Annotated in this window: 18 protein-coding genes and 1 tRNA gene; 12 read left to right on the top strand and 7 right to left on the bottom strand. The window is 52.1% G+C overall.

Annotation, left to right across the window (positions count from 1 at the left end; translation table 11 throughout):
* The first annotated feature begins 453 nt into the window (after nucleotides 1-453).
* Nucleotides 454-1,971, top strand: coding sequence for a tetratricopeptide repeat protein (locus OH144_RS08610; protein ID WP_266205890.1), 1,518 nt, complete (start codon nucleotides 454-456; stop codon nucleotides 1,969-1,971).
* Between the two features lie 446 nt (nucleotides 1,972-2,417).
* Here OH144_RS08610 and OH144_RS08605 read toward each other — a convergent pair.
* A tRNA-Glu gene (locus OH144_RS08605) sits at nucleotides 2,418-2,489 on the bottom strand.
* A gap of 202 nt (nucleotides 2,490-2,691) precedes the next feature.
* On the opposite strand from OH144_RS08605, the gene OH144_RS08600 reads away from it, so the two are divergent.
* From OH144_RS08600 to OH144_RS08590, 3 genes are all read left to right on the top strand, one after another.
* Nucleotides 2,692-2,967: a hypothetical protein gene (locus tag OH144_RS08600; RefSeq protein WP_266205889.1), complete on the top strand. Its 276-nt coding sequence runs from the start codon at nucleotides 2,692-2,694 to the stop codon at nucleotides 2,965-2,967.
* Between the two features lie 67 nt (nucleotides 2,968-3,034).
* The gene (locus OH144_RS08595; RefSeq protein WP_266205888.1) at nucleotides 3,035-3,382 is read left to right on the top strand and encodes a hypothetical protein; all 348 of its coding nucleotides are present in this window, start codon (nucleotides 3,035-3,037) and stop codon (nucleotides 3,380-3,382) included.
* 150 nt (nucleotides 3,383-3,532) lie between these two features.
* On the top strand, nucleotides 3,533-4,255 hold the full coding sequence (locus OH144_RS08590) for an SIMPL domain-containing protein (protein ID WP_266205887.1): 723 nt from the start codon (nucleotides 3,533-3,535) through the stop codon (nucleotides 4,253-4,255).
* Between the two features lie 282 nt (nucleotides 4,256-4,537).
* On the opposite strand, the gene OH144_RS08585 is transcribed toward OH144_RS08590, so the two are convergent.
* The gene (locus tag OH144_RS08585) at nucleotides 4,538-5,536 is read right to left on the bottom strand and encodes a hypothetical protein (protein WP_266205886.1); all 999 of its coding nucleotides are present in this window, start codon (nucleotides 5,534-5,536) and stop codon (nucleotides 4,538-4,540) included.
* Between the two features lie 201 nt (nucleotides 5,537-5,737).
* On the opposite strand from OH144_RS08585, the gene OH144_RS08580 reads away from it, so the two are divergent.
* From OH144_RS08580 to OH144_RS08565, 4 genes are all read left to right on the top strand, one after another.
* Nucleotides 5,738-6,565, top strand: a complete 828-nt coding sequence (locus OH144_RS08580; RefSeq protein ID WP_266205885.1) for an MBL fold metallo-hydrolase — start codon at nucleotides 5,738-5,740, stop codon at nucleotides 6,563-6,565.
* A 182-nt stretch (nucleotides 6,566-6,747) separates the two neighbouring features.
* Complete coding sequence (locus OH144_RS08575; protein ID WP_266205884.1) at nucleotides 6,748-7,350, top strand: hypothetical protein; 603 nt, start codon at nucleotides 6,748-6,750, stop codon at nucleotides 7,348-7,350.
* Between the two features lie 257 nt (nucleotides 7,351-7,607).
* A complete protein-coding gene (locus tag OH144_RS08570) occupies nucleotides 7,608-8,555 on the top strand; it encodes a manganese catalase family protein (protein ID WP_266205883.1) in 948 nt (315 codons plus the stop codon).
* Nucleotides 8,556-8,573: 18 nt separating this feature from the next.
* Complete coding sequence (locus OH144_RS08565; RefSeq protein ID WP_266205882.1) at nucleotides 8,574-9,380, top strand: DsbA family oxidoreductase; 807 nt, start codon at nucleotides 8,574-8,576, stop codon at nucleotides 9,378-9,380.
* Between the two features lie 198 nt (nucleotides 9,381-9,578).
* Here OH144_RS08565 and OH144_RS08560 read toward each other — a convergent pair whose 3' ends face one another.
* Complete coding sequence (locus tag OH144_RS08560; protein ID WP_323134786.1) at nucleotides 9,579-11,765, bottom strand: glycoside hydrolase family 97 protein; 2,187 nt, start codon at nucleotides 11,763-11,765, stop codon at nucleotides 9,579-9,581.
* Nucleotides 11,766-12,140: 375 nt separating this feature from the next.
* Here OH144_RS08560 and OH144_RS08555 point away from each other — a divergent pair, with 375 nt between their 5' ends.
* Nucleotides 12,141-12,317, top strand: coding sequence for a hypothetical protein (locus OH144_RS08555; protein WP_266205881.1), 177 nt, complete (start codon nucleotides 12,141-12,143; stop codon nucleotides 12,315-12,317).
* 144 nt (nucleotides 12,318-12,461) lie between these two features.
* Here the strand turns inward: OH144_RS08555 and OH144_RS08550 are convergent, their stop codons facing one another.
* Together OH144_RS08550 and OH144_RS08545 are read right to left on the bottom strand one after the other, a co-directional pair.
* The gene (locus tag OH144_RS08550) at nucleotides 12,462-13,256 is read right to left on the bottom strand and encodes a DUF4249 domain-containing protein (protein ID WP_266205880.1); all 795 of its coding nucleotides are present in this window, start codon (nucleotides 13,254-13,256) and stop codon (nucleotides 12,462-12,464) included.
* A gap of 15 nt (nucleotides 13,257-13,271) precedes the next feature.
* Nucleotides 13,272-15,608, bottom strand: a complete 2,337-nt coding sequence (locus tag OH144_RS08545) for a TonB-dependent receptor (protein ID WP_266205879.1) — start codon at nucleotides 15,606-15,608, stop codon at nucleotides 13,272-13,274.
* 480 nt (nucleotides 15,609-16,088) lie between these two features.
* Between OH144_RS08545 and OH144_RS08540 the strand changes: the two genes are divergently transcribed.
* Entirely contained in the window at nucleotides 16,089-16,901 is an 813-nt protein-coding gene (locus tag OH144_RS08540) for a hypothetical protein (protein ID WP_266205878.1), read from the top strand.
* 90 nt (nucleotides 16,902-16,991) lie between these two features.
* Here OH144_RS08540 and OH144_RS08535 read toward each other — a convergent pair whose 3' ends face one another.
* Both OH144_RS08535 and OH144_RS08530 read right to left on the bottom strand, forming a co-directional pair.
* Nucleotides 16,992-18,134 carry a serine hydrolase domain-containing protein gene (locus tag OH144_RS08535; protein ID WP_266205877.1) on the bottom strand — a complete coding sequence of 381 codons (1,143 nt, stop codon included), beginning with the start codon at nucleotides 18,132-18,134 and terminating at the stop codon, nucleotides 16,992-16,994.
* A 320-nt stretch (nucleotides 18,135-18,454) separates the two neighbouring features.
* Nucleotides 18,455-19,360, bottom strand: a complete 906-nt coding sequence (locus OH144_RS08530) for an AraC family transcriptional regulator (protein ID WP_266205876.1) — start codon at nucleotides 19,358-19,360, stop codon at nucleotides 18,455-18,457.
* Between the two features lie 130 nt (nucleotides 19,361-19,490).
* Between OH144_RS08530 and OH144_RS08525 the strand changes: the two genes are divergently transcribed.
* Nucleotides 19,491-20,810 (top strand): TolC family protein, encoded by a 1,320-nt coding sequence (locus tag OH144_RS08525; RefSeq protein WP_266205875.1) that lies wholly within the window; start codon nucleotides 19,491-19,493, stop codon nucleotides 20,808-20,810.
* 21 nt (nucleotides 20,811-20,831) lie between these two features.
* Nucleotides 20,832-21,863, top strand: coding sequence for an HlyD family secretion protein (locus OH144_RS08520; RefSeq protein WP_266205874.1), 1,032 nt, complete (start codon nucleotides 20,832-20,834; stop codon nucleotides 21,861-21,863).
* Nucleotides 21,864-22,067: the final 204 nt, after the last annotated feature.

The following is a 22,067-nucleotide window of genomic DNA, read 5'->3' as shown; positions in this document are numbered from 1 at the left end:
AAAAGGAACAGTATAAATAAAAGATATTCAATAGTAAAGCCCATTCTTGAGAATGCAGCATTTTTCTCCTCCCTCGCTTTGAAGCCTCTTGCCAAAAGAGCTCTTGCTCATGAATTTTGCTTCTCTCTAATCCTAAATAGGTACCTACAGGAAGTGACACTGTGCTTTTGCTACGGCGCAAGCCTGTGCTAGTCTTGGAACCTATGGGCAGTACTAACATTAAGAACTGCCAATAATTTCCAAGCTTATAACTATGAGTCAAATTGCCGGAGCGAATCTGTTTCCTGCAACAACGTCCGCTTTAATCCCAATGTGCTGGGAGCCATTCCTGTACTTTTGGGTACGTGAAAGTTTGTCTTTTCTATTGCTCCCCGTTGGCTGCTGCTATAAGTGGCCTAATTAATTCCCACCTCATTATTGGTTTTTTGCACCATTATTTCAATCCATGACATTATGAAAAAAGGGATCATACTTTACTTCAGCTACTATTTGGCAATCTGCTCCTGTTTACTGCCCTACAGTAGCCTATTCGCACAGACCCAACAGACGGGCAAGGCCGAAATGCCCATCACAACCAATTCAGAGGAAGCACGCCAATTGTACCTGCAGGGCAGAGACTTAAGGATGGCTCAGTACAAATTTAAGGAAGCAGCAGATGTACTTGACAAAGCCCTTTCCCTTGATCCTGATTTTGCTCTGGCACATTTGGAAAGAGCGATGGCATCAATGGAAGGAGGGATGGCATCAAGTCCTGATATGGAGTCTTTTCGCAAGCATTTACAGAAAGCTTCTGCGCTGAAAGGAAATGTGTCTGAAGGAGAGCAGCTGATGATCAGTTCCATGGAAGCGCAGTTTAACAACAAACCTGAAGAAGCCATTGCCCTTTTTACCAGGTTAGCTGAACTCTATCCACAGGATAAAAATATTCAATATGACCTCGGTACCTTTTACTTTGTGAATAATAATTATGATAAAGCCATAGAATATTACAAGAAGGCCACGGCCATAGACCCCGACTTTGCCCCGGTTTATAATGAGCTAGGGTATGCTTATACCTACACCAGGGATTATCCGCAGGCGGAAGCTGCTTATAAGAATTATATCAGTCTGGTACCCCAGGAAGCGAATCCCTACGATTCAATGGGCGATTTATACGTGAAAATGGGGAAGCACGAGGATGCCATCAAATACTTCAGGAAGGCAGCAGAACTGGATCCTGAAAACTTTAACATGTCGCTCACAAAAGCCGGTACTACGATGGCTCTTATGGGGAAGTTGGAGGAAAGTCGCAGAGCCCTGCAGGAAGCGGAAAGCAAGGCTACTACCAATGTAAATAAAGTAAACAATATGCTGGCCCGTGCGCAAACGTATCTCTACGAGGCGCGCTACAAAGATGCCTTACAGCTTGCCGACAAAGCAGCACAACTGTTGGACAAAGAAATGAATCCGGATTACCTTGCCCAGCTATACCTTGGCAAGGGAGAGGTCTATACACAACTAAGAGACACAGCGCAGGCCCAGCAAAGCTTTGATGACTACAGAACCCTGAAAAGCACCAGTGAAATGCCGCCGCTTTACCTGAATAATTTTGATCAGCGGCTCCTGTTCGACGAAGCTATTCTGGCTGCAAAAGTAAAGAATTTCAATCTGGCCAACAGGAAGGCCGAAGAATACAAGCAAATGGTCAGTGGTAGTGAAAACCCAGATGTAGTAAAAAGCCACCATGCTTTGATCGGGCTGATTCAGTATGAGGCTGGGAATTATCAGAAGGCAATCACGGCACTGGAGCAGGCAGATCAGCAACATCCACGGGTGCTGTATGTGCAGGCTTTGGCACACGAAAAGGCAGGTAACAAAGCCAAAGCAAACGAACTGAAAAATAAACTGGCGGCCCTGAATGAACCCGATTTCGATTTTGCCCTGGTAAAGGCTTCGATGTATAAAAAGCCAAAGGTAGCCACCACGAAGTAGCTGTAGCCTTCGGAACAGGAATATTACCATAAGGTCAGAGCGGACATCAACCGTTCTGGCTTCCTTTTCTAATATTGCTTCCAGAGAAGGGTAGCGCCAACCAGCAACTCCAGTGCCTGGTGTCCCCATAGAGTGGTGCGAGGCAATTCTTTAGATGTATAACGCCTCGTATTTCGACAGGTTCAGGTACCTGCCTGGCTGAAAACGTCTCCTTATATCGGGTAGGAGAATGCCTGTTTCCGATGCATTTCTTCGCAGTGAGCAGGAAGAGATAATACCGCAACCCACTATATCGGATTTTTCTTAGACAAAAATCCTAAGCTTTGCCAGTTGCTTGTAGAGAGCGTTATGTTCCTGCACAGGGTTGTATAAATTAGCGTATGAGCCTGGATAGTATCTGAAGTGCACAAAAAAAGCCCCTCAGTGTTAACTGAGAGGCTTTTGTGTAGCCCGTAGGGGAATCGAACCCCTGTTACCAGAATGAAAATCTGGCGTCCTAACCCCTAGACGAACGGGCCGTTCTGTCTGATTGTGGTGCAAATATAGCGGGTGTTTCTTAATCCGCAATAGGGCTGGTTAAAACTTTTTCCGGGCAAAAAGGATGTGGTTGATTATCAAGATGAAAAAATCATCCTTTCCGCCGCCGCTGGTAAATGTTAACCAATAATGCCTTCTTGCGTTAGTATGAATCTATTCTTAAACCTGAAATAATACTGAGGAATGGCTAAAAACCTACAATACGAAGGCATCAAGCCTGAAGCTTTCGACCAACTGAAAAGCAAGCTGCAGACCTATGGCATCAAACTGCAGTCCAACAGCGGCAGCTTCAGCGAGAAAGGTGTGTCGGGTAGCTACGACTATAACCCGGAAGCGGAAACGCTGAGGCTGGACAGCCTAACAGTGGGCTTCCCTGCAAGTATGATGGTGAACGAAGATTCGCTGCAGGCGCGCATGGATGAGCTGATGGTGCAGCACGGTGGAAGGCCGCAGCATTAGCATAAAATTATACTTTTTACCTAAGCTCCGTATATGTTGAATAGCAATCTATAAACACATGAAAACTATGGAAAACAATACATCGCAAAACAAGAACAACAATAGCAATAACGATAACGGCGGCAACAGTGGTGGCAGCCAGCAGAAAGGTGAGCAGAAGAAGGAGGGAAGCATGATGCAGCTGCTGCAGCCGCATGATATGTCGAGGACGGTAGAATCGGCGATGCACGTGTTTCAGGGACGCCATGATAAGCTGCCTGACCTGATGCAGGACCTGGGCCACATTATCGTGAAAGCAACCAGGCGCCTTACCACCACCCAGTTAATCCTGGCTACAGGCGCGCTGACCATTGGCGCTATTCTGGTAGCCCGCTACAGCAGCGGAGATGATGCGTACGCCTACGAAGAAGACTGATCTTTTTTAAAAGGATTTTCAAAACCCTTGGCCCCCGGCTAAGGGTTTTTTATTGGCCTCCGTACTTTATGGCACATGGTTTGCGTTGGGTCACTATAATAGATATTCACTATATTTTTGCTTAACTAACGTAAACCAAAAGCTACTACTATGAAGAAGATGAATCTGATGTTGCTCCTGAGCCTGTTTTTTGTTTCGGCTCTTTCTGTGCAGGCCCAGCAGGGGCAGGTGCTGCCTCCATTGGTCAGCGTGAACGGTACCGGCGAGGTGCGGGTGCAGCCAAACGAGGTGGTGGTGAACCTGGGCGTGGAGACGCGCGGCAAGACGCTGGACGAGGCCAGAAAAGAAACAGACAAGAAAGCCGCCGCCATCATCAGCTACCTTAAAAAGCAGGGCGTGGATGCCAAGCACATCCAAACCTCTTTTGTGACACTGCAGCCCATCTACAACAGCGGCGAGTATGGCCGCACCACCCCGGACTTTTACATGGCCCAGAAAAGTATGACGGTAACCGTGAAAAAGCTGGATAAGTTTGATGAGCTACTTTCTGGCTTGTATGGCGTGGGAGTGAACCATGTGCACGGGGTGCAGTTCCAGGTTTCTGACGCTGACGTAGAGAAGTATAAAGCAGAGGCCCGCAAGAAAGCCGTTGCCAACGCGAAGGCAAAAGCTACGCAGCTTACTTCTGAGCTTGGCTCGAAGCTAGGCCGCGTGTATGCCATCAGCGAAAGCAGCAGCAACGGCGGACCAAGGCCTATGTATAAAATGGCCATGATGGAATCAGCAGCCTACGACAGCGCCGGCGGCCCTACGATTGCTGGCGGTGAGGTGGTGATTACCTCCAATGTGGATGTGAGCTTTGTGATAGAGTAATCGCAAGTAAAACTAAAACCAGCGGCGGCACTCATACTTGATGGGTGCCGCCGCTGGTTTTTTATACCTGGTATGCTAGCTTTCAAAAAGCTATACTTCCTGGTTAGTTATACTTCCTCCTGCCGATTCTCAATTCCATACTTGTTTGGAAAAGTTAGAACTCATCTCTGGGAGGTTGGCAACTTTGTAGCCTACACCATACAAAGTAAAGACTCTCTTCTCCTTAAATTTTTTCAGAAAGATCAGTTCTGTTCAGGTAGGGCAGAAACTCTCCTCCAGATTTTATACCTGTTTCACGTACCGCTCCATCGGTTTAAACTGGTTATACTCATCGAGCAAAAAGCTGAGCGGTTGCCTGGGGTTCTGCAGGATCTGCTGTTCCCGGATGCTCCACGGTTTCCACATCTCCTCCAGCATATGCGCGTAAGCCGGCATCTCCCAGGGGTTAAAGATCTCATTCGTTACGTCATCGATCAGGGTATCCAGCACCAGGTGGTCGTCGCCGGATTTTTGCGGGCGGATGAAATACTCCGGCACCACGTTGAAAATATAGGCAGCATAGAAAACCCGCGCCTTAAACTCAGCTAGCTGGATGGGGTGCAGCTGCTGTCCCTCCGTCACCTGGTACAACCTGCCCAGCGCCTTCCGGATAATGCCGTTATCGAGCAAGGTACATACAATAGCCACAGGGCCCAGCTTTATGCTGAAGGCCATGGTCGTCAGCTCGTCCTGGTACTCAAACGGAAGTTCGTCCTCGGTGGGGCTTACCTCCAGCAGAAACAGCGAACAAGGCAGGAAGCCGTCAAACTCCATCGGCACGCGCAGCGACTGCAGCACCTGGTAAAAAGAGCGGAACTTGCCCAGCATCTTCGGATCTTCACTCACGGCATACTCCGGCATTACCAGCGGGTCGGCCTCCTTTATCAGTTCGGTTACCAGCGTGCCGTAGTACATCTTGCCGATCCACTGGAATAGGCGCTGCGGCGGCATGGCCTGCAGGCCGGCCATGCCTTTAGCGGCCGCCTGTTCCACCTCATGCTCCAGGGGAAGCAGGTAATGGGTGTGGCAGCGGTCGCAGCAGGGGATACTGAGCCGGCCGAAGGTGGTTACGCTCTTGTCGAGCAGCAGCAGTTCCTTGTCCTTCAGGTTATACTTTTGCTGCAGCCACTCGCCAAACACCGGCGCACGGTGCTCCTTAGTAATAATGGTGCCGCACAAAAAGCAGTTGGTGTCGGTAAACTGCATTTTCTCGAACGGGTCATATAGTGTCAGGTCGATCATAGTTTCTTCATCTGTGATATACAAAGATACAGAAGCGAAATTTAGTTGTTGGATATTGGAGGTTAGTTATTGGCTATCGTTACTTTTCTGTCGCCTCTAACCCTCTAAACCCATCTTGCCTTATTTTTTAGGTGGATGTTGCACTTCTTTTAGATAACGCGGGTTGAATGGCAGTAGAAAATGTACGAACTTTGTAAACTCATGAAGCTACAGATCACATCGTTAAATTCGGGGAGCAACGGCAACTGCTATTACATTGGCAACGACCGCGAGGCGGTGCTGGTGGATGCGGGCATTTCCTGCCGCGAGACCGAGAAGCGCATGAGGCGCCTGAGCCTTTCGATGAGCAAGGTGAAGGCAATTTTTGTATCGCATGAGCACTCCGACCACATCAAGGGAATTCCGGTGCTGGCCCGCAAGTATAACCTGCCGGTGTACATTTCCCCAGGTACGCTCTACAACTGCCGGTTGGATTTTACGGGCGTGCAGGTGCTGCATTTTGAGGCGCACGAGACGGTGCAAGTAGGCAGGATTGAAGTAAAGGCGTTCCCGAAGCTGCACGACGCCCGCGACCCGCATAGCTTTGTGGTGTCCTGCCAGGAGGTGAAGGTAGGGGTGTTTACCGACATCGGTGCGCCCTGCGACCACGTGATTGAACATTTTCAGCAGTGCCACGCGGTGTTTCTGGAAGCCAATTACGATGAGGGGCTGCTGGAGAAAGGCCATTACCCCTACTACCTGAAAAACCGCATCCGGGGTGGCAGGGGCCACCTTTCCAACAGGCAGGCGCTTAGCTTGTTCACGGCATATAAGCCTGATTTTATGAGCCATGTGCTGCTCTCGCACCTCTCCAAAGATAACAACTGCCCCAAGCTGGTAAAAGACCTGTTCACGCTTCACGCCGACGGAACCAAGGTGGTGGTGGCCTCACGCTTTGAGGAAACGCCGGTGTATACTATCAGCAACGTGCCGGTGGTAGTAAAAAGCATCGGCAGGCAGATCAGCCTGTTCAATGCCGTATTGGAGTAGGTCTGTCCTTTCCGTGGAAGTATACTTTCGCACCTATTTTATACTTCCTGCGCGCTGCCGCGCATTTATACTTCAAAAATCCTATCTTTAAGTCAGGATGTACGTTTGCAGAATTAGCCTTATGTCGGTTTCAACGATGTATGGCTATCTGTATAATCCTTACCCGTAAACCACTGGATGATATGAAGATTACCGTCATAATGGTATTGCTAGGCCTGTTTAGTTATGCAGTGCAGGCGCAGACCAAATCCACTAAGAAAGCTCCTGCTGCTGATGCCCAGATCAAGGCTGCCGTACTAGCCGCACCTGCCGATAAACGCGAAGGTGCCGCCGTGTATGGCTACGATGCCAGCGGCAAGTTCGTGCTGCTGCGCAAAGGCACCAACGAGCTCATCTGTCTGGCCGACGATCCGGCGCAGGAAGGTTTGTCTGTATCCTGCTACCACAAAGATCTGGAGCCGTTTATGGCCCGTGGCCGCGAACTGAGAAAAGCCGGCAAAAGCTCTGAGGAGATCTTTAAGGCAAGGGAGGCGGAGGCCAAAAGCGGCAAAATGAAAATGCCCAGGCAGCCCACCACACTTTTTGTGTACTCGGCACCTGCAGAAGGCTTTAACGCGGCCACCGGCGAGGTAAAGGACGGCTACCTGCGCTATGTGGTCTACATCCCGTACGCCACCGCCGAAAGCACCGGCCTGCCCCTGAAACCGGATGCGCCGGCCATGCCCTGGATCATGCACCCCGGTACCCACGGCGCGCACATCATGATCAACCCGCCGCGCAACTAAAGTATAATGTATTAAAAATTACGAGGCCGTCTCTCCTGCACGCAGGGGAGACGGTTTCTTTTTTACAGAAGTATAGAAGTATAATTTTTTAGTGAAGCTGTCAAAAGAAGAAGGGAGCAGCTTTCAGCTGCTTACATGACCTTTACCTGCCTGCACAGCTGCTGTCGGTGGCTCGGCCTTCTATGCAAACCCGCCGCCGCATTGCCTCGTTTCTTAGTGGAAACCTTAACTATTTTTCACTTAAGAAAGGAGGACAGATGTTTTATCACGTAAAGGAGTTACAGTTTAACGCCCGCGTGTCTAAGCCCGACCCGGCTTTTGCCAGCCTGCTGCTCGAGCAGTTTGGTGGGGCCAACGGTGAACTGAAGGCGGCCATGCAGTACTTTGTGCAGGCTTTTGCCATGCGCCAGCCCCACCCCGAAAAGTATGATTTGCTGATGGACATTGCCACGGAGGAATTCAGTCACCTGGAGATCGTTGGCGCTACTATACAGATGCTGCTTGGCCCGATCAACGGCGAACTGAAGAATGCAGCCGAGGAGTCGGAGATCATGCAGTTGCTCGACGGCAAGGCCAGGAAGGAGGATTTTATCCATAACGCCATGGTGAACCCGCAGTTCTTCGTGCTGAGTGGCGGCGGCCCAACCCTCACCAACAGCCAGGGTGTGCCCTGGAACGGCTCTTATGTAGATGCCAACGGCGACCCATCCGTAGACCTGCGCTCCAACATTGCTGCTGAGTCGAGGGCTAAGATCGTGTATGAATACCTGCTGCAGTTTACGGACGACCCCTACGTGAAGGAGACGCTCCGATTCCTGATGACGCGTGAGGTGGCGCATTACCAGATGTTCGAGGCGGCGCTGGAGACCATTCAGCCAAACTTCCCGCCGGGCGTGCTGCAGGGCGACCCACGCTATAGCAATTCATACTTTAACATGTCGAGCGGAGGTGATGCCCGAGGGCCCTGGAACGAAGGAAAGAGCCCGAGCCTGGGAGAAACCTGGCAGTATGTGGAGGAGCCATTCAGCCATGTAGTAGAGACGAACGGTATGCTAGACCACGGGCTGCGCGGCACCGACCGTACGGAGGCCTCCGTGGAGAAAATGAACAAGGCTTTAAGCGAGGAACGCAGCAAAAAAGTAAAAGCAGCCGTACCTAGTGGCATGAACCAATGGTGTGAGTACCCTCAGAACGGAATGGCCTAAGGGTAGTATTCGAAGCAAATGATAAAAAAAGAAAGCAAACTAAAAGATACAAAGCAAACGAAAACGGGGTCGGTGGAGATAGAGGTCTACACCGACCCTCTTTGTTGCTGGAGCTGGGCCCTGGAGCCGCAGTGGCGCCGCCTGCGCTACGCCTACCAGGGCAGCCTGAAGTGGCGCTACCGCATGGGAGGCCTTATTCCAAACTGGGATTCCTTTAACGACCCCATGCATGCTATTAGCCGGCCGCTGCAGATGGGGCCGCTGTGGATGGAGGCCCGCTATACTTCGGGTATGCCTATCAAAGACAAAGTATGGTTTGATAACCCGCCCTCCTCCTCGTACCCGGCCTGTATTGCCGTAAAGGCCGCGGAACTGCAGTCGCCGGTGGCAGCGGAGACCTACCTGCGCAAAGTGCGCGAGGCAGTGATGCTGCACGGGCAGAACATTGCGGAGTGGGAGGTGTTGCGGCAGACAGGGAAGGAGCTGGCACAGGAGCACCCTGAAATACTGGATACCGAAAAGTTTGAGGACGACCTGAGCGGCCGCGAAGCCCGTAAGGCCTTTGAGGAAGATCTCCTGCGGGTGCGCCTGCACAACATCAGCCGCTTCCCTACGTTTACCATGCGCCTGACAGGAGCCACAGCAGGCGTGATGATCGTGGGCTACAGGCCGTACGAAGCACTGGAAAAAGCCCTGAAGCAGGTGGCCCCCGAGCTAGAGCCCATCCCGCACACAACCGATGAACTGGAATACCGAAGGTACTGGGGAAGTATAACCGACCGCGAGGTGCAGGAGGCACTGAAGCAGGGGGGAGTTCAGCCTTGAGACTTTTGCTATTACAGCTATCCTTGCGTCTCCTTTATAGGGAAGTTATACTTGTAGGATAATCCCCCTTAAAAGGAGTGTTGAGATGATCCCATACATGAATAGAAAGAATACCGCTCTTACTGCCCATACTTTCTAAAGCCAAAAAGGCGCGATGCTTTGCTGCACCGCGCCTTTTTATACTTGTGTTTATACTTTTTACAGTTTCTTCAGGCCTTTCAGGTCCTGCTTGCTGCCTTCCTTCACGCTAATGGCTACACCGCCGCCTGGTGCCAGGTACTGCTTTAGCACGCTCTTGGAGTTAACCCGCACCTTTCGGATCTCATACTTTTGCGGGTTCTTGTTCCAGCTCGCGTCCTTGGCATCGGCATAGATGGTGGCGATGTACTCTTTGCCTTTTGGCAGGTAATCGAAGCGGATGGTGGCCGTGCGGGAGTTCTCGTCGGTAACACCGCCGATGTACCACTCGTTCTTGCCTTTTGCCTTACGGGCGATAGTTACGTAATCGCCTGGCTCGGCTTCCTGCACCCAGGTATCGTCCCAGTCCAGGGCCACGTCCTTGATGAACTGGAAGGCATCCGGGAAGCGCTCATAGTTCTCCGGCAAGTCGGCGGCCATTTGCAGCGGGCTGTACATGGTCACATAGTAGGCCAGCTGCTTCACCAGCGTGGTGTTCACGCGCTGGTTGCTGCCAGTGCCGTAGTAGGAAAGGTCCGTCTGGAAGATACCCGGAGTATAGTCCATCGGGCCGCCCATCAGGCGCGTGAAAGGCAGAATGGTGGTGTGGTCCGGGGCAAGGCCGCCCATAGACTCAAACTCGGTGCCGCGGGCGGATTCCTGCGCGATCCAGTTCGGGTAAGTGCGGTGGATACCTGTGGGGCGAACCGCCTCGTGACTGTTGACCATGATCTTATACTTGGCAGCCGTTTCTGCCACGTAGATGTAATGGTTTACCATCCACTGGCCATCGTGGTGCTCGCCACGCGGGATGATCTTGCCCACATAGCCGGTCTTTACAGAGTTGTAGCCGTGGTCCTGCATAAACTGGAAGGCCTCGTGCAGGCGCCGCTCGTAGTTGGTGGCAGAGCCGGAGGTCTCGTGGTGCATCATTAACTTTACGCCCTTATCAGCGGCATATTGCTGAAGCTCCTTCTCGTCAAAGTCGGGGTATGAGGTCACGAAATCGAACACGTTCTCCTTCCAGTTGCCAAACCAGTCTTCCCAGCCTATGTTCCAGCCTTCCACCAGCACCGCGTCGAAGCCGTGCTTGGCGGCAAAGTCAATGCGGCTCTTTACGTTTTCGGTGTTAGCGCCGTGGCGGTTATTGGGCGTCAGCTTTGTAAAGTCATCGCTCAGCTTTACGTTTGTCTCCGTGCCGTAGGCCCAGGTGCTTTTGCCGGCCACAAAGTATTCCCACCACACCCCAATGTACTTCACAGGCTTAATCCAGGACACGTCCTCATACTTGGTAGGCTCGTTCAGGTTCAGGATCAGCCGCGACTCGAGGATGTCCGTGGCCTTATCACTGACCACGATCGTGCGCCACGGCGTGTGGGCATCAGTCTGCACGTAGCCTTTGTTACCGACGGCGTCTGGCGTCAGGTGCGAGCTGAACTTGAAGTTCTTCGGGTCCACGTTCAGGTGCATTGCCGGGTAGTCGATCAGGGCCGCCTCGTGGATGTTGATGTAGAGTCCATCAGCGGTCTTCATCATGGAAGGCGTTTGCACTGACAGCGTGTCGATTGGGAACTGCGCGTGCACATCGTGGGTAGCCTTCTCGATCAGGGCCGGGATCTCTGAGATCTGCGAGGTAGTATAGGCATACTCATTGGTGTCGTAGTCGCCCCTGATCCAAAAGATCTTGTGGTCGCCGGTCAGGTTAAACTCCGTGTGCTCCTCCTCGATGATGAAGTAGTTCAATTCCGGCTGCTCCGGAAATTCGTAGCGAAAGCCCAGGCCATCGTTGAATAAACGGAAGCGAACGCGGATGTGGCGGCCTTTCTGGTCTTTCTGCGCCAGCGTTACCAGCAGCTCGTTGTAGTGGTTGCGGATGGTTTTCTGCTCTCCCATAATCGGCTCCCAGGTATCGTTCACGGTTGCCTGCTTGGTATCGGTTACAGTAAAGCCCTCCAGAAACGAAGGCACGTCCTGGGTGGCCAGGCCCAGCTTGCTTTGCTTTATGACCGGCTTCTTTTTGTAGGTCAGCTGGTAAGTCGGCTCTCCCTGGGCAGTCAGCTCAAACTTCATGGTAAAGTTCTTGTCCGGGGAGGTGATGGTCTGCGCATAGGCAAGCGTGGTGAAGGTGCAGAGGAACAGGAGTAGAAACATCCTGCGCACGCCGCGATGGGTTCGCCTGCTGCGTTCGGTGGTTTGAGTAAGATTCATGGTATACTTGTCGTTCATTAAATTTTGATAGGTTTTGCTGTGAATTTTATACGTTGCGCCAGGCTTCCCGGCAAATCAGGCTGTCAGTTGTTTTCCCCTGGCTCTCTTATAGCCTGATTAAAATACAGGTGGCTGTTTGAAGGCAGCCATCCTTCTTATAGTAGTGTTTTGCCGCGTCTTTTATCCCTTCTGGAAGGAATTTAAATTTTTGAGCCGGGTTTATGGTACTTTTGATCCGGATTGACTGGGATGCTGCGTTAGGCGCTTGAAGAGGTGATAAATAATTGACCTGTAATTGATTCAAGCACACAAGGGGCGTGTATGAAATCAAAAGTATCAGATGGGGGTTATCTGTAGGGAAGTATACTTATCAGAATGACGGAAGAAGAATTTAACGACAACTATACGGATGCCCTGGATGCTATTATCGCCGCCATGGCTGAGGAGCAGGTGATAGACCCGGGCAAATTCTATAGCATGATTTGCGTGTTGGAGAATCTGCGCTATTTCAGCCCGGTGCTCTATGGGGCTATCCGCAGCAAGAAAAAGTAACAATGGCCGGCACCCCAAGCTGGAGGTGCGGCTGAAATTATGATAACATTGGTTGAGTTACCAGCTTTAACACACAGCAGCCTCTCCGCATACCCGGCGAGGCTGCTGTGTGTTGAGGACCGCCGGTACTTTATTCTTTGAAATCTACTCCACCACTCCTTCAATAACCGAAACAACCGAGGCACCGAAATACCCCATGGCTCCGTTGCTGATGTTGCCCGGGGCATTGGCGGGGGTGCTTTCAAAGGGGCCGCCGCTGGCGTTTTGCTGGTTCACCAGGGCAAGCCAGAATTTATAGGCTGGTTTATCAATGCCATACATTTCCACTTTTAGCTTGTCACCTTTTTTCAGGGCAAAGCCCATGTCTGCGTGGCCGTAGTTGCCATCGTAAAGCTCATCATTCAACACGGCCAGTTCGCCGGGTTCCGGCACATCGTTCACATAAATGTTCCAGCGGTAGTAGTTGCCTTTGCCCAATGGGTCGCGGAAGTGGATGAACGGGTGGTAGCCTTCGTCTTCCTCGTCCATGGCTGTCTGGTACTCAAATGTCAGGGAGTCGAGGGGAGAAACCGTAGGCATAAAGCTTTGGGCCGTGTATTCATTTCCGTTGACAATGGCTTTAAAGTAGTAAGTTGAGCCAGACGTGCCCTGCAGTTTTGTGGTCTGGTATACTCCTTCGCTCACCTGCCGGAGCGTATCGATAAGGCCGTGGTTATCAGAAACGATCACCAGGGCACCGTTCACGCCCGGCGTGCTGCCCGCTTCCAGGTAGCCTTTGGTGTTGGAAAGGCGCACGTTATACGGGCCGGGCTGGTTGGTGATCAGGCCCTCCACCACCAGTTTGGTGTTCGCACTCCTGAGCTCGTAATCAATGACTTCTTCGCAGCTGCTAAAGCCCAGGGCCAGCATAGCTGTCAAGTATAAAACGATCTTTTTCATAGTATAAAAGGCAGGTTAAAAGTTGAAGTTGTAAGTAAGCGACGGCAAGAGGCCGAACAGGTACGTTTTCACGGCCTCGGTTCTGGTTCTGTCGTCTTCGCTTTCCCGGAAGTAGATGGAAAAGGCGTTTTTGCGGGCGTAGGCATTGTAGATGCTCAGCGTCCAGCTGCCGCTATACTTTTTAAACTCGTTGCGCGGCTTCTCATAAGTGGCCGACAGGTCGAGGCGGTGGTAGGCCGGCAGGCGGTAGCCATTGCGCTCAGAATACACCGGGTAAGTTTTGCCGTTGTATTCGTAGCGGCCCACCGGCATCGTAATCGCGCCGCCGGTGCTGTAGGTCCAGTTGGCGCCGAAGTTTATACTTGGGCTGAACTGGTAGGCCAGCACCAGGTTACCGGAGTGGCGGCGGTCGTGGCGCAGCGGGTAAGGGTTGCCCTCGTTAATGCCGGGCACGGTACGCTCCGTCTTCGACAAAGTGTAGCTCAGCCATCCGGTCAGTTGTCCTTTCTGCTTGCGCAGGTAAAACTCCGCTCCGTAAGCCTCTCCGGTGCCCGTCAGAAGCTCTGTCTCCAGCCGCTCGTTCAGGAAGATCTCCGCGTAGTCTTTGTAGTCTATCTGATTGTCCATCCACTTGTAGTATAACTCTACCGAGCCCTCGAACATGTTGTCGTTAAAATTGCGGAAATAACCCGCGACAACCTGGTCTGCCAATTGTGGCTTTACATAGGTGTTGCTCGGAATCCAGACATCAAAAGGCATGGCAGAAGTGGAGTTGGAAACCTGGTGCAGGTACTGCAGCGTGCGGTTGTAGGAAGCCTTGATGGAGCTCACCTCGTTCAGGTCATACTTGGCAGCGAGGCGCGGCTCCAGCCCTCCGTAGCTTTTTATCTTCTCGAAGCGGCCATAGTTTACCGTGTCGATCGGTGTCTCAAAGCGCTCGTCGTAGCGGTATACTTTGCCTGGGCCCAGGTTGGTGAAGTTGGAGAAGCGCAGGCCGTAATCTACGGTAAGGCGGTCCGTGAGCTGGTGCTCGTTGCTTACATATAAGGCTCCCTCCAACGCGCTGTTAGCATTCAGTTTCAGCTCGTTTACATACGATGTTTTGCCCGGTTTAACCTCGGCTGGCATAAAGTTGTGGTAGGTAACCTGCACGCCAAAGCGCAGCTGGTTCTTCGGGTTCAGAAAGAAAGTATAGTCGTTCTTGATGCCGTAGTCCTTGATGTGCGATTTCCAGGTAAACTCCGACTCCTCCAGGGTAGAGCCCAGTGCATAATCGAAGTCGGAGAAGATGAACGTGGTGTTGGAGAAAAGCCTGTCTGAGAAGAGGTGGTTCCAGCGCACGGTGGCCGTAGCGTTGCCCCAGTTCATCATAAAGCTGTTGGTTGCGGCCACATCCCTGCCAAAGTAACCCGACACAAACAGGCGGTTCTTCTCATTCAAAGTATAATTTACCTTGGCATTGAGGTCGTAGAAGTATAAATCGTTGTCTTTGATATGCTCGTCCTTGCTTAGGCCAAAGAACACATCGGCATAGGTGCGGCGACCGGAAAGTATAAACGAGCTCTTGTCTTTGACGATGGGAGCCTCCAGGGTAAGGCGGCTGGCGATGGTTCCAATGCCGCCGGATACTTCCATTTTCTGGTTGTTGCCCTCTTTCATGCGGATGTCGAGCAGTGAGGAAAGCCTGCTGCCGTGCTGTGCCGGAATGCCGCCTTTGTAAAGCTGCACATCCTTTATGGCATCTGCATTAAACACGGAGAAAAAACCCATCAGGTGCGAGGCATTGTAAACAGGGGCTTCGTCGAGCAGGATCAGGTTCTGGTCGGCGCCGCCGCCGCGCACGTAGAACCCGCTGGTTCCTTCCCCGGCGGTCTGCACGCCCGGCATCATCTGTATGGCTTTTACCACATCCACCTCACCCAGCAGCGCCGGCATATTCTTGATTTCCGATACCTGCATTTTCAGGGTGCTCATCTCCATCGAGCGCACGTTGTTGTCTTCCTTGCGCGTGGTAATTTCCACCTCTTTCAGGGCGGTAGCGCTTTGGCCCAACGCCACGTCCAGCTTCTGAGTGGTGGTAAGCTGAAGAGCTTTGCTGGTGGTAACGTAACCGATGTAATTAAATAGTAACGTGTATTGGCCCTTCGGCAAGGTGAGGGAGTAGAAGCCATACTCGTTGGTGGCGACGACGGTGCCCGGAAGTTCCTGCACGCTCACCGAGGCCCCGATCAGCCCCTCGCCGGTGGCGCCGTCTTTTACGTAACCGCTTACGGTGACCTTGTCCTGCGCCCGGACCGCCGTGGAGAGCAGGCAAAGCAGCAGGATAACAGAAGTAATCAATCTTTTCATCATAGTTTTATTTTGTAGATAATGGAGTAGGCGTTGGCTGCAGAAGCAAAACAACGGCGCAAAAGTAGCCGGTGCTCTTCCGGAGAGTTTTATATAATTCCACCTAAGGATTATAAGATTATGATCCCGGGGAGGCGCGCTTGGGGCAATATTACGTTACCTATTTAACGGTGAAGGAGCCGGAGACCAACGGGGTTACGGATGGCAGCTGGCAGATATACTGCCGGAGCAGGCGTAGTGGGATAAGCCCGAGGTGGGCTTTTACATTTTTTTTCATGGTTTTATTTTTTGTAGTAGGATACTGGTTGCGTCGCGATTCCGGAGCGGCGGTTTAGATGTGACATCCCCTGAAATCGGCCGCAAAAGTAGCGCTTATTTAATGGAAGCAAAAGGCTGGCGTTATAGTTAATCCGGAAATTATATAAACAGGCAGATTTTATAGATGAAGCAAGTATAATTCCCTTGTAGCAGATTCTCCGAATTATGAAAAAGATACGAGCCCTCGCCATACTTAACGCAGTGTTTTTCCTGTTGCACCTGGTACCCTCGCAGCTAACCCAGCTCAAGCTGCTGAGCGGCCAGACAATTGGGGATGTGTCGGATAAGTACCCGACGCTGTTTACACCGGCAAGCATCACGTTCTCCATCTGGGGCCTTATTTACCTGGCGCTGATCATCTTCTGTATCTATCACCTGATAATGGCTTTCAAGGCGGGTGCCACCCTTGAGGCCAACCGCGATGTGCAGCGGCTAGGCTATCTGTTTATACTTAACAACCTGGCCACTGGCGCCTGGACCATCGCCTGGGTGCATGAGCTGCTGGTGCTGTCAGTTGTGTTGATGCTCATGCAACTCCTAACGCTGGTGGGCATGCAGCTAAGGATTGGTATTTTTGATCCTGCACGTCCCGCTGCCTCCAGGTGGTGCACGCAGTTTCCGCTTAGTTTATACTTTGGCTGGATCTGTATTGCCACTATTGCCAACGTCAGTGCCATGCTGGTGGGCGTGGGCTGGGATGGTTTTGGGCTTTCTCCTGAGTTCTGGACGGTCGTGATGTTGGTGGTAGCCACGCTGCTGACCCTGTTTGTGGTGCTGGCGCGGCATAACTCGTTTGTGGGACTCGTTACCATCTGGGCATTTTATGGCATCATACTGAAGCAGCGGGAGTTGTATCCTGCCTCTTTCCCCGAAATTGTCGTTACGGCCTGGGCAGGAATGGCCCTGGTGGCCGTAGCCGTAATAGGTATACTTTACAGGAACGCGCAGGCGCGCGAAAGAGCCGTGGCGCAAGTATAAAGTATACATACCGGCGGCCTCAACTCAGCTCCCAGCATCCTACTTTAAAGTCCGTTAAAGGGCGCTTGTTCTATCCGGCGACCGAAACAGTTAGTCTTTCCTGGCGCTGGCGACGATGATTTGCTTCTCCTCTTCCTTGCCGCCGCTTTGCTCCGGGTACAGGAACTGCTCTATCTCCTTCAGGTGCCTGAAGCTGCCGTTGGGCACATTGCTCAGTATAATCAGGGCGCTGTGGTCTTTGGGATTCCGGAGCAGGTAGGTGGCGTAGCCGTGCCACAAGCCACCGTGGTACACCACCGTGTCGCCGTTGCTGAGCTCTTTGATGCGCCAGCCAAACCCGTAGTCCTCGTCTTTTTTCCTTTCCTGGCGCGTGCCGGTAAAAGCTTTCTGCAGCGTTTCGTGCTTCACCAGCTTCTCCGTGTACAGCGCCTGGTCCCACTTATACAGATCCTCCACAGTAGAGTACATGCCTTTGTCGCCCAACACGTAATCCAGGTAATCCGGCCACCGCTTCCGCCTGCCGCCGGTGTGTCCGGTAGCTACCTTATCCGTTTGCGCCACCAGGCTGTCGCTGAAGGTGAACGTGTTCGTCATCTGCAGGGGGGCAAAGATTCTCTTCTGCAGGAAGGTGGCAAAGGGCACCCCGGAGGCTTTCTCCACGATAGAGGCCAGTAAGAAATAGCCCGTGTTGCTGTAGTCGAAGCGCTTGTCTGGCTGGAAGTATACCGGCGGCTGGTGCGTAGCCATCAGGCCCAGCACATCGTCGTTGGTGATCGGCACTTTCCGGTCGGGCCAGAGCTCGTCGCTGAAGTAAGTATAGTTCGATAGACCTGAGCGGTGCGTGAGCAGCTGGCGGATGGTGATGCCGCTGTAGGGGAAATCGGGGATGTACTGTTGCACGCTGTCGTCATACTGCAGTTTGCCCTGTTCCTGCAGCATCATTACGGCCATGGCCGTGAACTGCTTCGACACGGAAGCCAGCTGAAAAGCGGTCTGCGTGTGCAGGGAGTCCCTGCGCTGAAAGTCGGCATAGCCAAAGGCGCCCGTATACACCACCTGGTCATACTTAGTGACCAGCACCGTGCCGTTAAAGCCTTTGCGCTTATGAAGGTGGGTGAAGATGGAGTCGAGGTGGCGGCCCAGCTGGCGGGCGCTGTCTGGGGTGAAGTAGGCGGGGACCGGAATGCGCAGCCTGCCGTGCTCCTCCACCTCCGCTACCTTCGTCTCCCCCAAATTATCCTGCCTTGCCTCCTGGCAGGAAAAGAGGAAAAGACAGGAGAGAGAAGCAATAACACCCCGAAGTAATAGTAATTGTACTTTTAGAAAGGCCATACCTGATTCTACCAACAAGAGATTCCGACATAAATATAAGGGTTCAACTGAAGCAGGGCACGAATAATTGCAAGCAGACCAGTATTTCAGGAAAAGATGAAAAACAGGAAAAGTATCTTACAAAAAGGCTTCGGTTGTTAATGCTCTTACTGAGAAAAGGGGATACGTAGCCGGCGGGTCGGTTGCACGCCATCTTTTCCGCTACTGCTGGCGAAAAGGTGTTAAAGTATCTCCCTTTCCTTCCGGAACTGCCTGGGCGATAGCCCGCTCTTTCGCCGGAAGAACTTGCCAAAGGCCGATTGATCCGAAAAATGCAGCATATCCGCGATCTGCTGAATCGACAACCGGGGCTGCTGCAGTAACAGACGGGCCTCGCTGTAAAGCATCTGGAAGATAAAGTTCGCCACCGTCTGGCCCGTGATCCGCTTTACTACCAGCGTGAGGTAGTGCGGCGTGATGTGTAGCTGGTTGGCATAAAAAGATACGTGGTGCTCTGTCTTGTAATGGTCGGCCAGCAGTTCGATAAAGGACTGGATGATGAACTCGTCGCGGGAAAGGTTTGGCCGCTGCGAGATAGAACGCTCGTTCTCGATGATGTTGCTAAGGTCCAGTAAAAAGATGAGCAGCGCGTTCAGGACCATCTCTTTGTAGTAGTTGTGCGTCGGCTCGGCCAGCATCTCCTCCGTAAATAGCATTCTTTTGTTAAGCAGTCCCGCCTTCTCCGGGTTCAGGTCCAGCACGGGGATGCTGTGCATCCTGACGCCGTACTTCACCCGCTTGTAGAGCATGTCGGTAGAGTACATCTCATCGCTAAACTCCTTGCCGATGTACAGGCACTTGCACCGGAAGTCTGTGCTTACATGCGTGAACATGAAGAAGTGCCCGAAGGAGAGCAGCAGCATGTTATCCTGCTCCAGCTCATACTCCTTAAAGTTGATCTGCAGCCGGCCGCTTCCACTTAAAACCAAAATAAACATCGATGACTTGAGATACACAGAGGTGCCGATAAAGCTACTGATGCCGCCATTGTTCAGGTAAAAGCTGTTTACCCTCTTCCTTAATCCGCTAAAGTAGGATTGATTTTCAAATAGTTCAGCATCTGTTTTTATATCTATTCCTGACTTCATGGGAGGCTTCGTGTTAGGGCGCGATGTTCAAATTAAACCAAATTAGTCTAATTGTGGAACAGTAGGTGGCGGGTTTTTTTCCGGAAGTTTGCACCCGGTTTTAATACTATAGCTTCTAAACAATCCATACATGCAACACGGGAAATTATTTCTATTCCTGCTACTTCTAACGGTAAGTACCCATCCTTTGTCTGCCCAGAATGCCGCAGCGCTGAAACTCAATCTGGAAGACTTATTCGAGATGGCAGAGGCAAAGAACCGCGCGCTTAAGATCTCGGATTATAACCGGCAGCTGGCGGATGCGGCGGTAACGGATGCCAAAAAGAAGGCCCTGCCCTCGCTGGAAGCCTCAGTTTCAGCCAGCTACCTGGGCGATGGCTGGATCGCTGACCGTGATTTCTCGAACGGCTTGAAAGCGCCGATGCCGCATTTTGGGAACAACTTCGCTATCGAGGCCTCGCAAGTGATCTATGCCGGTGGCGCCGTGGATGCCACCATTAAAAACGCGGAGCTAGGTGAGCAGGTCGCGGCTTTGCAAAAAGACAACGACAGGCAGGGCATCCGGTTTTTGCTGGCCGGCTATTACCTGGAGATGGCCAAGCTGGAGAACCAGAAGCAGGTGCTGCAGAACAGCATCAGCCAGACGCAGAAGCTGCTGGAACAGATCAACGCCAAGTATAAGCAGGGGCTGGCGCTGCGCAGCAATATTACTCGCTACGAGCTGCAGCTGAAATCGCTGGAGCTGAACCTGGTAAAGCTGGAGAACAGCAGCACCATCCTCAACAGCGAGCTGGCCACAGCGCTTAATTTGCCAAAAGGCACCACCATTCAGGTAGATGAGCTGCAAACGATCGCGCCAAATTACCAGGCCGACCCGAACTACTGGCAGGACCTGGCGGTAGCCAATGCCCCGGTATTGAAGCAATTGGACCTGCGCGCAGAGCAGTCCAAAAACCAGGAGACGCTGGCCAGGGCAGACAAGAAACCGCAGGTGGTGGCCTTTGCCGCAAACAAGCTTGATGGCCCGGTCGTGATCGAAGTGCCGCCGCTGGACAAGAACTTCAACTACTGGTATCTGGGGGTGGGCCTGACGTATAACATCGCCTCCCTCTACAAAGCCGACAGCAGGGTTAACCTGGCGCAGCTGAGCATGCAGAAGGTGCTGGAGCAAAACGAGCTGGTGAAAGATAACCTGTTCCAGGAGATCCACGCCGCCTACATCCGCTACCAGGAGACCTTCCAAGTATACGACACCCACCTGAAAAGCCAGGAACTGGCCAACGAGAACTACACCGTTATCCGGAACCGCTACCTGGACGAGCTGGTGCTGATCACGGAGATGCTGGACGCCCAGAACGCTAAAATCGATGCCGAGCTGCAGGCGGCCAACGCCCAGATCAACATCCTTTTCAGTTTTTACAACCTTAAGAAATTAACAGGCACTTTATAACACATCAAACCGAACATTAAAATGAGACATAGAACAAAGAAGCTGATCTACAATGCTGTAGTGATTACATTAGTGGTGGGTGGCATCGTATGGGTAAGCTCCAGGTTCATCCACCTGGGCAACGTGGAGTACACCGATAACGCCCAGGTAAAGCAACTGATCGTACCGGTTAATTCGCGGGTGCCGGGCTTTGTGAAGGCTGTGTATTTTGAAGAGCACCAGCCGGTTAAAAAGGGTGATACGCTGGCCATCATCGAAGACGCTGAGTTTATACTTCGCCTGGCGCAGGCCGAGGCAGACTACCAGAATGCACTGGCCGGTAAAATGGTCGTGTCCTCGTCTGTAAGCACGGCTCAGAACAACGTCTCGGTTTCGGATGCCAGTATAGCCGAAGTGAAGGCACTGCTCGACAACGCCGAAAAAGACTACAAGCGCTACAAAAACCTGCTGGCGCAGGAGTCGGTCACGCAGAAGGAGTTCGACGAAGTGTCGACACGCTACAAATCCCTGAAGGCAAAGTACCAGACGCTGGTGCGGCAGAAACAAACGATGGTTTCGGTAAAGAACGAGCATAACACCCGGCTGGAGCAGAACGAAGCCGTTATCAAGCTCGCCGAAGCAGCCCTTGACCTGGCCAAGCTCAATCTCTCCTACACCGTTATTGTAGCGCCCACCGATGGCTACACAGGCAGAAAAAACATACAGGAAGGGCAGCTGATACAGCCCGGCCAGACGATCGTGGATGTGGTGGACAACAACGAAAAGTGGGTCGTTGCCAACTATAAGGAGACACAGACGCACCATATCAGGGAAGGCCAGTCGGTGGAGATTGAGGTGGACGCGCTGCCAGGCGCGAAGCTGAAGGGCGTGGTAAAATCCATCTCCGGTGCCACAGGTGCCAGTTTCTCTATGATCCCGCAGGATAACTCGGCAGGAAACTTTGTGAAAGTGGAGCAGCGCATCCCGGTTCGGATTGAGTTTGCAAAGGAAAGTGCGGAGCTGCTGAACAGACTGCGCGCCGGTATGAACGTGGAGTGCCTGGTGCAGTACTAGGTGGCCGGGCAAAGGAAAGTGTGACAAAAGAAAAGGGTTAAAGCAGTAATTTTTTTACATACTGAAGGCAACCTGTCATACTTTCCATTGTCCTGCTGCTTCATTTACAGTCAGTCCTACAATTAAAGCCTGCTTTGGCCTCCTGCCTGATGAATGATCCATCCTGCGACGCATTCATCAGTCATTATTTATAATTCATAATTT

Source organism: Pontibacter kalidii (assembly GCF_026278245.1).
GTDB lineage: Bacteria > Bacteroidota > Bacteroidia > Cytophagales > Hymenobacteraceae > Pontibacter > Pontibacter kalidii.
The sequence above is the reverse complement of the archived record's forward strand: the minus strand, read 5'-3'. Positions and strand labels throughout refer to the sequence as shown.